Origin of the sequence: Saccharothrix sp. ALI-22-I (assembly GCF_001984175.1) — a bacterium.
Classification (GTDB): domain Bacteria; phylum Actinomycetota; class Actinomycetes; order Mycobacteriales; family Pseudonocardiaceae; genus Actinosynnema.
Genome location: NZ_MTQP01000065.1, coordinates 255,958 through 270,456, shown reverse-complemented (window position 1 = coordinate 270,456; position 14,499 = coordinate 255,958). Strand labels below are relative to the sequence as shown.

The 14,499-nt window shown below is 70.2% G+C and carries 7 protein-coding genes; 3 read left to right on the top strand and 4 right to left on the bottom strand.

The window, feature by feature from the left end:
* Window positions 1-277: 277 nt before the first annotated feature.
* The 4 genes from ALI22I_RS28045 to ALI22I_RS28015 all read right to left on the bottom strand — a co-directional run bounded on the left by ALI22I_RS28045 (window position 278) and on the right by ALI22I_RS28015 (window position 11,969).
* Entirely contained in the window at window positions 278-5,257 is a 4,980-nt protein-coding gene (locus ALI22I_RS28045) for an NAD-glutamate dehydrogenase (protein ID WP_077008530.1), read from the bottom strand.
* A gap of 197 nt (window positions 5,258-5,454) precedes the next feature.
* Window positions 5,455-9,462: a hypothetical protein gene (locus ALI22I_RS54820; protein WP_143532465.1), complete on the bottom strand. Its 4,008-nt coding sequence runs from the start codon at window positions 9,460-9,462 to the stop codon at window positions 5,455-5,457.
* Window positions 9,463-9,480: 18 nt separating this feature from the next.
* Entirely contained in the window at window positions 9,481-11,157 is a 1,677-nt protein-coding gene (gene ettA, locus ALI22I_RS28020; protein ID WP_077008525.1) for an energy-dependent translational throttle protein EttA, read from the bottom strand.
* A 320-nt stretch (window positions 11,158-11,477) separates the two neighbouring features.
* On the bottom strand, window positions 11,478-11,969 hold the full coding sequence (locus ALI22I_RS28015; protein ID WP_077008524.1) for a single-stranded DNA-binding protein: 492 nt from the start codon (window positions 11,967-11,969) through the stop codon (window positions 11,478-11,480).
* A gap of 163 nt (window positions 11,970-12,132) precedes the next feature.
* Between ALI22I_RS28015 and ALI22I_RS28010 the strand changes: the two genes are divergently transcribed.
* The 3 genes from ALI22I_RS28010 to ALI22I_RS28000 are packed head-to-tail and all read left to right on the top strand — an operon-like array spanning window position 12,133 to window position 14,491.
* On the top strand, window positions 12,133-12,741 hold the full coding sequence (locus tag ALI22I_RS28010) for a TetR/AcrR family transcriptional regulator (RefSeq protein ID WP_083752060.1): 609 nt from the start codon (window positions 12,133-12,135) through the stop codon (window positions 12,739-12,741).
* Window positions 12,738-13,667 carry an ATP-binding cassette domain-containing protein gene (locus ALI22I_RS28005; RefSeq protein WP_202971084.1) on the top strand — a complete coding sequence of 310 codons (930 nt, stop codon included), beginning with the start codon at window positions 12,738-12,740 and terminating at the stop codon, window positions 13,665-13,667. The genes ALI22I_RS28010 and ALI22I_RS28005 overlap by 4 nt, the downstream gene beginning before the upstream one ends.
* A gap of 14 nt (window positions 13,668-13,681) precedes the next feature.
* Complete coding sequence (locus ALI22I_RS28000) at window positions 13,682-14,491, top strand: ABC transporter permease (protein WP_077008522.1); 810 nt, start codon at window positions 13,682-13,684, stop codon at window positions 14,489-14,491.
* Window positions 14,492-14,499: the final 8 nt, after the last annotated feature.

Here is a 14,499-nt window from a genome sequence, read left to right as displayed (position 1 = left end):
CGTTCAAGCGTCGCCTGTGGACAACTTCCCGAGCAGGTGCCTCACGCGTTCTGAACGTTCAACTCGCCTGTCCTGAACGTAGGACACGCGCGTTCCCAACGTTGGACACGCGCGTTCCCAACGTTGGACACGCGCGTTCTGAACGTTGGACACGCGCGAGAGTCGAACGCCCAGGTCGGCTGAGTTCAACGTTCAGGACGGGTCGAGTGCGTCCTGAACGTTGAACTCGAGGGTCCTGAAGGTTCGACTCTCGCGATCTGAGTGTTCGACTCTCGGGTTAGCGGATCATGCTGCGGACTTGGCGGGCGGCTACGGAGAGGGTGGCCAGGTCGGGTTTGGTGACGCGGTTGATCTCGGCCAGGGCGGCGCGGGCTCGGCTCAGGCGGGAGGAGTTGGTCTGCTCCCACTGGGCGATCTTCTCGTCCGGGGTGTCGCCGGGGTCGGCCGACCGGAGCACGTCGATGGTGATCGAGCGCAGCGACGAGTAGAAGTCGTCCCGCAACGCCAAGCGCGCCAGCGCGTGCCAGCGGTTTATGCGTTCCAGGTCCGACACCGAGCTGAGCATCCGGTCCACGTCCAGGTGCTCGGACAGCGCGAAGTACAGCTCTGCGGTCTCCTCGTGCGTCCGCTCGTGCCCGGTCGCGCCCTCGCCCTCCTCGCGCTCGGCGAGTTCGGCCACCTCCGTCACGTCCAGCAGCCCGTAGGTGAACAGCAGGGCGGCGATCCGCCGCGCCAACGCCACCGGCACCCCATGCCCCACGAGCCGCTCGACGTCCTCCATCACGGTCTTCTGCTCGTGACCCTGGAGCATGTCGATCGTGCGCGGCGCGAGGACGGCGACCACCGGGGCGAACCGGCTGATCGTGGACCCGATCGCGAGCGGCTGCGGACGGTTGGTGAGCAGCCAGCGCGACGCGCGGTCGAGCAGGCGGCGGGTTTCCAGCACCATGTTGTCCTGGACGTCCGTCGCGACGACGGTGTCCAGCGCCCGGATCTCCCGCCACATCGACGGCAGGTCGTAGATCGCGGTCACCACCGTGTACGCGCGCACCGCGTCCGTCGCCGACGCGCTGATCTCCTCGGCCAACCGGAACGCGTACGACACCCCACCGCCGTCCACGACCTCGTTGACCAGCACGGTCGTGACGATCTCGCGGGACAGCGGGTGGCTGCCGATGGCGTCGGCGAACCGTTCCCGCAGCTCGCTGGGGAAGTAGTCGGGCAGCCTGCGGGCCAGCACGTCCATCGTCGGCAGGTCGCTGGCCAGCACCTCCTCCTTCAACGCCAGCTTCACGTGGGCCAACAGGGTCGCGAGTTCCGGCGAGGTCAGGCCGTCGCCGGCCTTCTCCAGCGCCTTGAACTCCGACACGCTCGGCAGCGCTTCGAGAGTCCGGTCGAGCGCGCCGCGCTGTTCGAGGTCGGCGACGAGACGCGCGTGCACCGGCAGCATCGAATCAGCGTGGGCGCGGGAGACGCCGAGCACGAAGTTCTGCGAGTAGTTGTCGGCCAGCACCAGCTCGCCGACCTCGTCGGTCATCTGGCCCAGCAGCTCGTTGCGCTGCTCGTGGTCGAGCTTGCCGTCGCGGACCAGCTCGTCGAGCAGGATCTTGATGTTGACCTCGTGGTCGGAGCAGTCCACACCGGCCGAGTTGTCCAACGCGTCGGTGTTGACCTTGCCGCCTCCGCCGCCGGGACCGCCGACGCGGGCGAACTCGATCCGGCCGCGCTGGGTCAGGCCCAGGTTGCCGCCCTCGCCGACGACCTTCACCCGCAGGTCCGCGCCGTTGACCCGGATCGCGTCGTTGGCCTTGTCGCCGACCTCGGCGTGCGTCTCGGTGCCCGCCTTGACGTAGGTGCCGATGCCGCCGTTCCACAGCAGGTCGACCGGCGCCAGCAGGACGGCCTTCATCAGCTCCTGCGGCGACAGCTTCACCACGCCCTCGGGCAGACCCAGGGCCGTGCGGACCTGCGGGCTGACCGGGATCGACTTCGCCGTCCGCGGCCACACGCCGCCGCCCTCGCTGATCAGCGAGTGGTCGTAGTCGTCCCACGACGAGCGGGGCAGCTCGAACAGCCGCCTGCGCTCGGCGTAGGACGGGGCCGCGACGGGGTTCGGGTCGATGAAGATGTGCCGGTGGTCGAACGCGGCCACCAGCCGGATGTGCTCGGACAGCAGCATGCCGTTGCCGAACACGTCACCGGACATGTCGCCGACGCCGACGACGGTGAACTCCTCCGACTGCGTGTCCGTGCCCAACTCGCGGAAGTGCCGCTTCACGCTCTCCCACGCGCCCTTGGCGGTGATGCCCATCGCCTTGTGGTCGTAGCCGACGGAACCGCCGGACGCGAACGCGTCACCCAGCCAGAAGCCGTAGGACTTCGACACCTCGTTGGCGATGTCGGAGAACGACGCGGTGCCCTTGTCCGCCGCGACCACCAGGTACGTGTCGTCGCCGTCGTGCCGGACGACCTGCGGCGCGGGGATGACCGTGCCGGAGTTCAGGTTGTCGGTCAGGTCCAGCAGGCCGGAGATGAACTGGCGGTAGCAGGCGATGCCCTCGGCCAGGGACGCCTCGCGGTCCAGCCCCGGGTCACCGGTCGGGGCCGGTGGCTTCTTCACCACGAAGCCGCCCTTCGCGCCGACCGGCACGATCACCGCGTTCTTCACCGCCTGCGCCTTGACCAGGCCCAGCACCTCGGTGCGGAAGTCCTCGCGCCGGTCGGACCAGCGCAGACCGCCGCGCGCCACCGGGCCGAACCGCAGGTGCACGCCCTCGATGCGCGGCGAGTACACGAAGATCTCGAACCTCGGCCGTGGCTGCGGCAGGTCGGGGATCGCGCGCGGGTTCAGCTTCACCGCCAGGTACGGGCGGGGATTGCCGTCGGCGTCGCGCACGAAGAAGTTCGTGCGCAGCGTGGCCTGCACCAACGTGAGCAGGCTGCGCAGGATGCGGTCCGCGTCGAGGCTGGTCACGTTGTCGATCAGCTCGGTGATCTCGGCGACCAGGTGCTCGCTGCGGACGGAGCGCCGCCCCTCGTCGAGGGCCGGGTCGAACCGCGTCTCGAACAGCCGCACCAGGGCCGTGGCGACTTCGGTGTGCGCGAGGACGGCGTCCTCGATGTAGTCCTGGCTGTACGGGGTACCCGCCTGGCGCAGGTACTTGGCGTAGGCGCGCAGCATCGCGGCCTGCTGCCACGTGACGCCCGCCTTGAGCACGAGCGTGTTGAAGCCGTCCACCTCCGCCTCACCGCGCCACGCGGCGGCGAACGCGTCCTGGAAGCGGGTGCGGACCGACTCCACGTCCTCGTCGGTCAGCTTGTCGAGCGTGCCCTGGTCGATACGAAGGCCGAAGTCGTAGACCCAGCAGTCGACGCCGTCGTCACGGACCAGCTCGTACGGGCGCTCGTCCACCACGACCACGCCCATGCGCTGCAACATCGGCAGCACGTCGGACAGCGTCAGCCGGGCGCCGACCAGGAACAACTTGAACCGCCGCTCACCGGGCTCGGCGTCGCGCGGCGCGTAGAAGACCAGGTCCAGATCACCCGGCCGCAGCGCCTCGATGCGACGGAAGTCCGCCAGGCCCTCGGCCGCGGTGAAGTCCTCCTTGTAGGCCTCCGGGAACGCCGCGGCGATCCGCTGGCCCTGCTCGGACGACGATTCCGCGCCCAGACCGGTGCCCTGGTCCTCCAGGACCGCGTCGACCATGCGGTCGTCCCAGGAGCGGACGGCCTCGGCCAGCAACTGCTGGATGTGGGCGGTGTCCGGCTCGGTCTGGCGGGTCGGGTCGGTGTGCACGGTGAAGTGCACGCGGGCCAGCGCGGACTCGCCGACACGGGCGCTGTACTCCAGGTTCACGCCGCCGAGCTGGTCGATCAGCACTTCCTGCATTGCCAGCCGTGACGTGGTGGTGTAGCGGTCGCGCGGCAGGTAGACCAGGCACGAGTAGAAGCGGCCGTACGGGTCGCGGCGCAGGAACAGCCGCAGCCGGCGGCGTTCGGCCAGCGCGATCACGCCAGTGACGGTCTGGTAGAGCGTGTCCGTGTCCACCGAGAACAACTCGGTGCGCGGGTAGTTCTGGATCACCTCCAGCATCCGCTGACCCGAGTACGAGTGCAGCGGGAAACCGGCGCGGTGGATGGCGTCGCGGACCCGGCGTTCGATGGCCGGGATGTCCAGCACGTCCTCGTGCAGGGCCGTGGTGGAGAAGACGCCGAGGAACCGGTGCTCGCCGGTCACGTTGCCGTCGGCGTCGAAAGTCTTCACGCCGACGTAATACGGGTAGACCGACCGGTGGACGCTGGACTGCGCGCTGGCCTGCGTCAGGACCAGGAGTTCGGGTGACAGTGCCTGCGCGCCCGCGTCCGGGCCCGCGGTCAGGCTGCGCGCCGCGAGGCTGTCCTGTCTGAGCACACCCAGGCCACTGGCCAGGACTGCCCTGAGGGCCGGTTCGCCGTCCGTGGCCGGGTTGTCGCGGACCAGCTCGTACTGGCGGTAGCCGAGGAAGGTGAAGTGGTCGTTGGCCAGCCAGCGGAGCAGGTTCGCGCCGTCCTGGACTTCGTGCTGCGGCAGCGGCGGCGGGTCGGATTCCAGCTGTTCGGCCAGGCCGAGGGCCGTGCTGGTCATCTTGTTGGTGTCCTCGACGACCTCGCGGACGTCGTTGAGCACGGTGTACAGCTTGGTTTCCAGCTCACGCGCCCGGTCCGGGTCGGTGAGCAGGTCGACCTCGATGTACATCCACGACTCGGCCATCGCGTCGACCGGCGGGTCGGCCGGGTCCGCTTTCGGCAGGACCTCCTGGAGCTCGCCCGTCACCAGGTCCCGGCGCACCACGACGATCGGGTGCACCACGCGCTGCACCTGCACGCCGCCGCGGGTCAGCTCGGAGGCCACCGAGTCGACCAGGTACGGCATGTCGTCGGTGACCACCTGCACCACCGTGGCCGGGCACGTCCAGCCGTCCTGCGCGCGGGTCGGGTTGAGAATCCGCACCACGGGACGACCCGGCACCCGGGTCTGGGCGAGCTCGTAGTTCGAGCGCACCGCGCCCACCAGGTCCATCGGGTCGTCGTCGTTGACTTCCTCGGCGGGGACGTGGCGGTAGTACAGGCGGATCAGGTCGGCGAGCTCGGGGGCGTTGGCGGCGGCCCGTTCGATCAATTGGTCACGAACCTGTTCGGGACTGGCCGGGCGGGTCGCGCCGGCGTCGTGCCGGCCGGCGAGCTCGGATCGGGACGGGACTCCAGTCGAGGTCATGTTCAGGCGACTCCACGCTATCCGGTACCTCTGTGTACCGGGTCCGCGCACCACTTAACCAGACGCGCGCGAACCCGTTCCCCGCAACCCTCGCACTGAATCGAACCACTTGCAGGAAAGTGGGAAATTCGCCACGGCACGGGCTATTTTTCCCGCTTTGTTACCGGCGGGAAACCTTATTAGAACCTCAAATCATTTCACGATTCGGGAAGTGTCCACGTGTCGAACCTCGGTGCGGGGTCCACGCGCTGGATCGGAGTCGTCGTCTCGGTGTCGGACTCGGGCGCCGCCGCGCCGACCGGGGGGATGGGCACGGTGTCGTCCTCGTCCACCCTGCCGGCGGCCTCGTCCTCGCGGCGGGCGTCCTCGTAGGCGACCAGGGCTTCGGCCAGGAGTTCGGCCAGGCTGAGGTCGCTCTTGTGCCGGCGTGAGGCACGGGTGGCGCTGGGTGAGTCGAGGGGCGGCGGGGTCGGTTCGACGATGGCCGGGAGGTCGATCGTCTTGCCGCCGACGACGACGGCTGTGACGAACGGCTCCTTCTCCGGGTCCGCGGCCGGGTCCGCGGCCGGGTCGGCAGCCGGGTCCGCGACAGGCTCCGCTGCCGGGGCGTCGTCGTGCTCGACGTCGGCGGCACCGAGGAACCCGGTCGGACCGAACTGCGACGGCGTCTGCGGAACCGCTTCCGGCGACGGGTTCGGCGGCACGGGGTCCGGGACCGGGACCGGGGGTATCTGGTCGGGCTCCGGGACGCCCGGCACCTGATCCGGCTCCGGCGTCGGCTCAGGCATCGGCCCGGGCGTCGACTCGTCCTCCGGCCGCGCGTCCACGTCCGGCCCCGGGAACACCGGCCGCGCCTCGGCCGCCTCCGTTTCCCCGACCTCCACCGGCTCGTGCTCCCGCACGTCCGCCGATGCCGACGCCGAGAAGTCGGGCAACGTCAACCCGAAGTCCGGCACGGGCGGCAACGGGAAGTCAGGCGGGTCGGGCACCCGGGCGGTGGGGATGAGCGGGCCCTTCACGAAGGCCGCGCCAAGCCCGGCCGGGGGCACGTCGTCACGGATGGCGGGCTGGACCATGGTCGGCGAGTCGAACATGTCGATGGACGGTTCCTCGGCCCGCAGCCGTTGCGGGGCTTCCACCCGCCACTGCACCGACTCCGGCTCCGACTCCGGCTCCGCCTGCGGCTCGGACACCGCGACCTCTTCCTCGGCGTCAGGAGCACGCCTGCGACCACCGGCACGCTGGGGATCGAGGAGACCCGCGGCCTTCAACGTGTCCAGCACATTGGGGTCGGACCCCGGATCGCCAGGGGAACGTTCGCTCTCATCCTCGGCAGCCTCACGAGCAGCCCGCCGACGCCCGCTCCGCACCGCACCAGCAGCGGCGATCAACCCGGCCGCGGACACACTCCGCTCACCGGCTTCGTTCCCGGCGCCCGCGGCCTCCGCACCTTCGGCCCCGCTCAACGCCACCTCACCAGGTTCGGGCCCGGCCGACGGATTCTCGCCCGGCTCCCCCTGCGCCGCCCCACCCGGCTCGGCCCCGCCACCGAATTGACCAGCACCAATGCCACGACCATCACCGGCGGCAAACCCGCTGAAGGCACTAGCGGCGACATTCGAATGCGGTCCACCAAATCCACCACCAGCGCCACCACCCGCAGCGACACCGGGCTCCGCACCGCCGGCCTGACCACCACTGGACGCGGCGGAACCTTGCCGCACACCGCCAAACCCACCAAGCCCCACGCCGCCCGCGTCACCACCACCGGACGAAGGGGCACCCTGCTGCACGCCACTCAACCCACCATCGCCAAGCCCGGCCCCGCCGCCGTAACCACCACTCGCCGCACCGGAGCCTTGCTGCGCACCACCAAGCCCCGAGCCACCGGCATCAACACCGCCGCTTGACCCGCTGACGCCTTGCGGCGCGCCGCCGAACCCACCACCAAGACCTGCGCCGCCGGCACGACCAGCGGCCAGCCCAGCCGAGTCCGACTGCCCGCCGAACGTGCCGCCATCCGGACCGGCACTCGAACCGGCAGAGCCATGCCCCGCGCCGCCGAAGCCAGCGCCAGCACCGCCAGCGGGACCGCTGGCCAGCATGGCCGAGTCCTGCTGCGCACTACTCGACGTGTCACCGCCAAAGCCCGCGCTGCCGGCGTGACTGCCGCTCAACCCGCGAGGGACCTGCGCACCGCCGAAAGCGCCACCGACACCCGCACCGCCGACCGACGTGGCGGACTCTTGCTGCGCGCTGCCGGACGTCTCACTACCGGGGCCGGTGCCGACGTGACCGCCGCTTGAACCGGCAAAGCCTTGCGGCGCGGTGCCGGGGCCACCGTCGGCCAGGCCCGCAACACCCGCATGATCGGCGGCCGGTGTGGTCGAGTCCTGTTGCGCGATGCCGAAAGCACCCTCGCCCAGGCCTGCGCCGGTGGCGCGACCGGTACTCGTTCCACTGGGGAATCGCGCGCTGGCGAAACCGCCGATGAGACCTGCGCCGCGGAGGTGACTGGCACTCGTCACGGCGGGGGCTTGGGGTGCGCTGCCGAAGGAGCCATCTGGGGGTGACGCGGTCGGGCCGGAGGCGCTGGGTGCGGTGGGGGTTTGGGGTGAGTCGTTGTCGGGTGCGGCTGCGTTGGCGGCGTCGTTTCCGCCGTTTGGGGCGGTGGGGCCTTGGGGTGCGGTGCCGGGATGTGGGGAGTTGGTGGGGTGGGGCGTGGCGGAGGGCGGGTCGGCTTGGGGCGGGGGGAGAGGTGGGTGGGACCTTGCTTGGCCGCTTCTCGCGTGTTCCGGGCGTCCCTGCGTGGGTGGGGGTTGGGGGGACTCCGGGTCGGGTGCTCGGCGACGGCCTCCTGGTTCGGGCTCGCCTTCCGTCTCTCCGAACGGTTGCACCAGGCGCCAGCGGTCGGCGGCATGGGCTCTGGCGGCTGAGATGCCCTCGACCGTCATGTCCTCCGCGGCGCGGCGGGAGCGTTTTACCCGGACGCCCTCGTTGCGGTGCATCTGGACCGGGCGCCACTGGCGGAGTTGTTGCTTGACCTCGGGTGCGAGGTTGGTGTCCGTGGGGGGTGGGGTGGCCGGGGTTCCGGTGCGGAGCAGGGCGGCCAGTTCGTCGTGCAGGCCGCCTACCGGGGGGCGGTGGATGCCGGAGAACTCGGCGGCGAGCCTGGCCCGCACCGCGTAGACCGCTCTGGCTCGTCTGCGTTCGGCCGCGTGGGCGGAGCGGAGGTCGGCCAAGGCCTCTGTCAGGTTGCCGGCCACCTCGTGGACGTGCGCCAGCGCGAGCAGGCTTTCGGCTTGGAGGGTTTCCAGCTGGTGGCGCTCGGCGCTGTCTGCTGCGTCTCGGAGTAGGTCGCGTGCCTGGTCTACGCGTCCGGACGGGAGGTGGACCCTGGTCGCGAGGGCCAGGCGGAGCCAGCCCGTGGTGGACGCGGACGGGGCTCGTACCGGGCGTTCCAGGAGTGGGGTGCCCACTTCCGAGGCCTCGCCCGGCTTGTTGGAGTCCAGGAGGGCGCAGACCAGTTCGACCGTGAGCCTGCCTCGGACCTGGCCGTTGTCCGACTCGGCCTCTTTGAGGCGGTCCAGGAGGTCGAGGCCTTCCCGGCACGCCGCGATCGCCGCGGGCAGGTCGCCCCAGCGGCGGTGCTGGCCCGCGGCGGCTGCGCGGAGCAGGACGCGGTGCAGGAGGGTGGTGTCGTGGTCCAGGAGCGGGTCCGCCTGGTAGAGGCGGTCCGCTTCGTCGAAGGCCTGGGACAGGGCTGCCCCTCTGCCTACGGAGACCAGGCACTCGCTGGCTTGGACGAGTGCGGTGGCGCGGAGGCCCGGTGGGACGTTGTCGGCTTCCAGGACCGGGCGGACGGCGGCGAAGCCGGTGAGGGGGGCACCGACCGACCTGGCGCTGTCGGCCAGTTCGACCCGCAGGCGCCAGGCCGTTTCGTGCTCGGACGCGGACTCGGCCGCCTTGAGGGCGTCCAGTGCCCGGTCCGCGGTCCGGACGCCGCGGCCCATGCGGTTGCTCGCGAAGACCACCAGGGCCTCCGCGCGCAACCTGTCCACCTCGTCACGGCGGGCGGAGGCGAGGGCGACGGCGCGCTCGCCCAGCACCAGAGCAAGCTCCGGTGCCCGCCAACGCAAACGCCAGGCGGGCACGACCAGCGTGCTCACCTCGACGTCCGCCTGCGCCTCGCCCCTCGCCGCCACGATGTAGGTTCCCGGCTCTCAGTCCCGTGTGAGCTTGCGGTAGGTGACGCGGTGCGGCCTCGCCGCCTCCGCGCCGAGGCGCCCGATCTTGTTCTTCTCGTAGCCCTCGAAGTTGCCCTCGAACCAGTACCACTGCGACGGGTTCTCGTCCGTGCCCTCCCACGCCAGGATGTGCGTGGCGACGCGGTCGAGGAACCACCGGTCGTGCGAGATGACCACGGCGCAGCCGGGGAACTGCTCCAGCGCGTTCTCCAGCGAGCCCAGGGTCTCGACGTCCAGGTCGTTCGTCGGCTCGTCCAGCAGGATCAGGTTGCCGCCCTCCTTGAGGGTCAGCGCCAGGTTGAGCCGGTTGCGCTCGCCACCGGAGAGCACGCCCGCCGGTTTCTGCTGGTCCGGGCCCTTGAAGCCGAACGCGCTGACGTACGCCCGCGACGGCATCTCGACGTTGCCGACGTGGATGTAGTCCAGGCCGTCGGAGACGACCTCCCACACGTTCTTCTTCGGGTCGATGCCCCCGCGGTTCTGGTCGACGTAGGACAGTTTGACCGTTTCGCCGATCCGGACCTGGCCCGCGTCCGGCTCCTCCAGGCCCACGATGGTCTTGAACAGCGTCGTCTTGCCGACACCGTTCGGACCGATCACGCCGACGATGCCGTTGCGCGGCAGGCTGAACGACAGGCCGTCGATCAGCACCCGGTCGCCGAAGCCCTTCTTGAGGTTCTCCGCCTCGACCACGACGCTGCCCAGACGCGGGCCCGGCGGGATCTGGATCTCCTCGAAGTCGAGCTTGCGGGTCTTCTCCGCCTCGGCGGCCATCTCCTCGTAACGACCGAGGCGGGCCTTGGACTTGGCCTGGCGGGCCTTGGCGCCCGACCGGACCCAGTCCAGCTCGTCCTTGAGCCGCTTCTGCAGCTTCTGGTCCTTCTTGCCCTGAACCGCCAGCCGCTCCGCCTTCTTCTCCAGGTACGTGGAGTAGTTGCCCTCGTACGCGTGCGTCCGGCCGCGCTCGATTTCCAGGATCCACTCGGCGAGGTTGTCCAGGAAGTACCGGTCGTGTGTGACGGCCAGGACCGCGCCCGCGTACTGCGCCAGGTGCTGCTCCAGCCACAGGACGCTCTCCGCGTCCAGGTGGTTGGTGGGCTCGTCGAGCAGCAGCAGGTCCGGCTTGCTCAGCAGCAGCTTGCAGAGGGCGACCCGGCGGCGCTCGCCACCGGAGAGCGTCTTGACGTCGGCGTCGGGCGGGGGGCAGCGGAGGGCGTCCATCGCCTGCTCCAGCTGGGAGTCGAGGTCCCACGCGTTCGCGTGGTCCAGCTCCTCCTGGAGCTGGCCCATCTCCTCCATCAGCTCGTCGGAGTAGTCGACGGCCATCTTCTCGGCGATCTCGTTGTAGCGGTCGAGCTTCACCTTGATCTCGCCGAGGCCTTCCTGGACGTTGCCCAGGACGGTCTTCTCCTCGTTGAGCGGCGGCTCCTGCTGGAGGATGCCGACCGTGTAGCCGGGCGAGAGGTAAGCCTCGCCGTTGCCCGGTGTGTCCAGGCCGGCCATGATCTTCAGCACGCTCGACTTGCCCGCCCCGTTCGGACCGACAACGCCGATCTTCGCACCGGGGAGGAACATGAGCGTGACGTCATCCAGGATGACTTTGTCCCCGTGCGCCTTGCGCACCTTCTTCATGGTGTAGACGTACTCGGCCATGCCCGCGATCGTAGAGCGGTGCCGATCGGGCCCGAACCTCGGACGCCGGCAACGGACGTGGGCCCAACGCAGAGTTAACGCGAACGTGGGTCACCCACAGTCGTAACACGACCGTGAGGCACGCGTGGCGCGACCCTGCGACCAGCGGCTCCGACCGGATGCGCGAACTCAGTGCGCTGTCAACCCCCGATGCCTGCGTACGGGACCCGGCCCTGGCGCCGGCCCGACGACCTCCCTCCTCCACGTTCGCAAACGGCGACGACTGCCCGCGCATTCTCCGCCCGGATCACGCCAACGGAACCCCCTGTAACTCGATTGGCTCAGAACGACACTTCGGCCACCTCCTTCGGACGCTCCGTCTCACCCGTGAGGGCGAGCGGCAACTCGTCCGGTTTGCGCGGTGCGGCGATCTCGGGCGCGGCACGGGCCTCGATCGCGTCCGGCGCCAGCCTCGTCCGCACCGGTGTGGCGGTGCACATGGCCAGGTTGGGCCCGATCGCCGTGGCCTCGACCTCCACGACCTGGCGGACCTTCCCCTCGTACTCCACGTCCTTGATCGTCATCCGGCCGCTGACCACCACCGGGTCGCCCTTGTTCAACGACATGTGCGCGTTGTCCGCGAGCATCCGCCAGCAGGACACCGTCAGGAACATCCGGGCGCCGTCCTCCCAGGTGCGCTGTTCGGAGTCCCAGACCCGCTCGGCCGAGAACAGGCGGAACTTCGCCCGGCTGAAGCCGGTGCCCACCTTGGTGTGGCTGACCGCGCTGGCGACGTTGCCGCAGATGGTGACCCGGGTCTCGTTGTAAGCCATTTCCGCCTCCTGGTGTTGATCGCGTGGGACCAGGTTGCCGGGGTCTGAGCTGCACGGAAAGCGCCGCTCTCGAATCTGTGGACAACTGTCCGGGGCATGCATAATCGGATGAGTGAGCGCTCACTCCTTGACATGAGTGAGGACTCACTCATAATCTGGCACCATGCCCGAGGACACCACCCAGCGCCGTCGGCGAGCGCCCGCGATGAGCCCCGAGGACCGCCGCGAGGCGATCGTCGCCGCCACCGTCCCGCTCCTGTTCGACCACGGCGCCAACGTGACGACCAGCCAGATCGCCAAGGCGGCCGGCATCGCGGAGGGCACCGTCTTCCGGGCGTTCAAGGACAAGCAGGAGCTCATCCACACCTGCGTCCGGAGCGTGCTGGCGATCGACGCCGAACTCGAACTCATCGAGCAGGCGAGGCAGGCGGGCACCCTCGCCGAACGCCTCTCCTGGGCCATCAGCGCCGTCTCCAGCTACCTCGACCGGATGTGGAAGCTGATCAGCGTCCTGCGCGACTCCGGTTACGACCCGCACAACGAGCGCGAGCACAAGGGACCGCCGGCCGAGATGCAGCGCATCGCCGAGCACGTCGCGTCGCTGTTCGGCCCGGACGACGACCTCCGCGTCGACCCGTCCCTGGCCGCACGCCTGCTGCTCGGGCTCGTGTTCACCAACCGGATGCAGGGCAAGGGGTTCGGCGACTCCACCGCCGACACCGACCAGCTCGTGGAGCTCTACCTGCACGGCGTGCTGAGGGGGAACAAGTGAAGGACCTGATGATCGAAGCGACCGACGTCGGCAAGGCGTTCGGCGCGCAGAAGGCACTCGACGAGGTGAGCATCGCCGTGCCGAAGGGCACCGTGCTCGGCCTGCTCGGCCACAACGGCGCGGGCAAGACGACGCTGGTCAACGTGCTCACCACGATGCTGCCGCCGGACTCGGGCAGCGCGAAGGTGGCCGGGTTCGACGTCGTCACGCAAGGGCACGAGGTGCGCAGCCGGATCGGCCTGACCGGCCAGTTCGCCGCCGTGGACGAGCAGCTGTCCGGCCTGGACAACCTGATCCTGATCGCCCGGCTGCTCGGCGCGAGCCCCCGTGAGGCCAAGGCCAGGGGCAACGAGCTGCTGGAGCTGTTCGGTCTGGCGGACGCGGCGAAGCGGCCGTCCCGCACCTACTCCGGCGGTATGCGACGACGCCTCGACCTGGCCGCGAGCCTCGTCGGCCACCCCGAGGTGGTCTTCCTCGACGAGCCGACCACGGGCCTGGACCCGGCCGCCCGGCTCGGCCTGTGGGAGATCGTGGAAGGCCTGGTCACCGACGGCACCGCGGTCCTGCTCACCACCCAGTACCTGGACGAGGCCGACCGCCTGGCCGACTCGATCACGGTGCTCTCCCAGGGCAAGGTCGTCGCCGCGGGCACCAGCGCCGAGCTGAAGGCCCAGGTGGGCCAACGCACGGTCACCGTGACCCTGGCCGACGTCTCGGACGTCACGAAGGCCGGTGCGGCCCTGGAACGGGCGGGTCTGCAGCCCGTGGCCGCGCGGAACACGCTGACCGCGCCGGTCACGTCGTCCCGCGAGATCGCCATCGTCGTCCGCGCCCTGGACGAGGTCGGCCTGGAGGCCACCGAGCTGGCCCTGGGCGAACCGACCCTGGACGACGTCTACCTCACCCTCGCGCAGCACGCGGCCTGAACAGGAGTCCCCGAATGACCGCCACCCTCACCGCCGCGCCGCAGACCCGCTGGCGAGGCACCGACTTCGGCACCCAGGTGCTCGTGCTCACCCAACGGTCGCTGCGCACGCTGGTCAGCGACCCGCGGATGATCGTGTTCAGCATCCTCCAGCCGCTGATCATGCTCACCCTGTTCAGCCAGATCTTCGCCAGCATCGCCAACACCCCCGGCTTCCCGCAGGGCGTGGCCTACATCGACTTCCTGATGCCCGCGATCCTGGTCAACACGGCCATGCAGTCCGCGCTCCAAGCGGGCGTCGGCCTGGTCACGGACATGAAGAACGGCGTGCTGGCCCGGTTCCGCTCGCTGCCCATCCGGTCCGGCTCGGTGCTCGTCGCACGCAGCCTGTCCGACCTGGTCCGCACGGCCGCGCAGCTGCTGTTGATGCTGGTGTTCGCCGTCGTGGTCTTCGGCTTCTCCCCCGCGGGCGGGGTCGTCGGCATCGCCGGGGCACTCGCCCTGTCGCTGGCCGTCGGCTGGGGTCTGGGCTGGATCTTCCTGGCCATCGCGGCCTGGCTGCGCAACGCCGAGCTGATGCAGACCGTCGGCTTCCTGGCGATGTTCCCGCTGATGTTCGCGTCCAGCGCGTACGTGCCGATCGACGGTCTGCCGAGCTGGCTCCAGGCGGTCGCGAACGTCAACCCGCTGACGTTCGCGGTGGACGCGGCGCGCGCCCTGGCGCTCGCCCAGCCCGTCACCGGCGTGGTGGGCGCGCTCGTGACCAGCGCGGTACTGGCCGCCGCAGGCTGGATCGCCGCAGTTCGCGGCTTCCGCCGGCTGTGACATGGCCG

What these genes read in the sequence shown, in the direction of transcription:
- ALI22I_RS28045 (WP_077008530.1), bottom strand. Translation starts at nt 5,257, where the DNA reads ATGACCTCGACTGGAGTCCCGTCCCGATCCGAGCTCGCCGGCCGGCAC.
- ALI22I_RS28015 (WP_077008524.1), bottom strand. Translation starts at nt 11,969, where the DNA reads ATGGCTTACAACGAGACCCGGGTCACCATCTGCGGCAACGTCGCCAGC.
- ALI22I_RS28010 (WP_083752060.1), top strand. Translation starts at nt 12,133, where the DNA reads ATGCCCGAGGACACCACCCAGCGCCGTCGGCGAGCGCCCGCGATGAGC.
- ettA (WP_077008525.1), bottom strand. Translation starts at nt 11,157, where the DNA reads ATGGCCGAGTACGTCTACACCATGAAGAAGGTGCGCAAGGCGCACGGG.
- ALI22I_RS28000 (WP_077008522.1), top strand. Translation starts at nt 13,682, where the DNA reads ATGACCGCCACCCTCACCGCCGCGCCGCAGACCCGCTGGCGAGGCACC.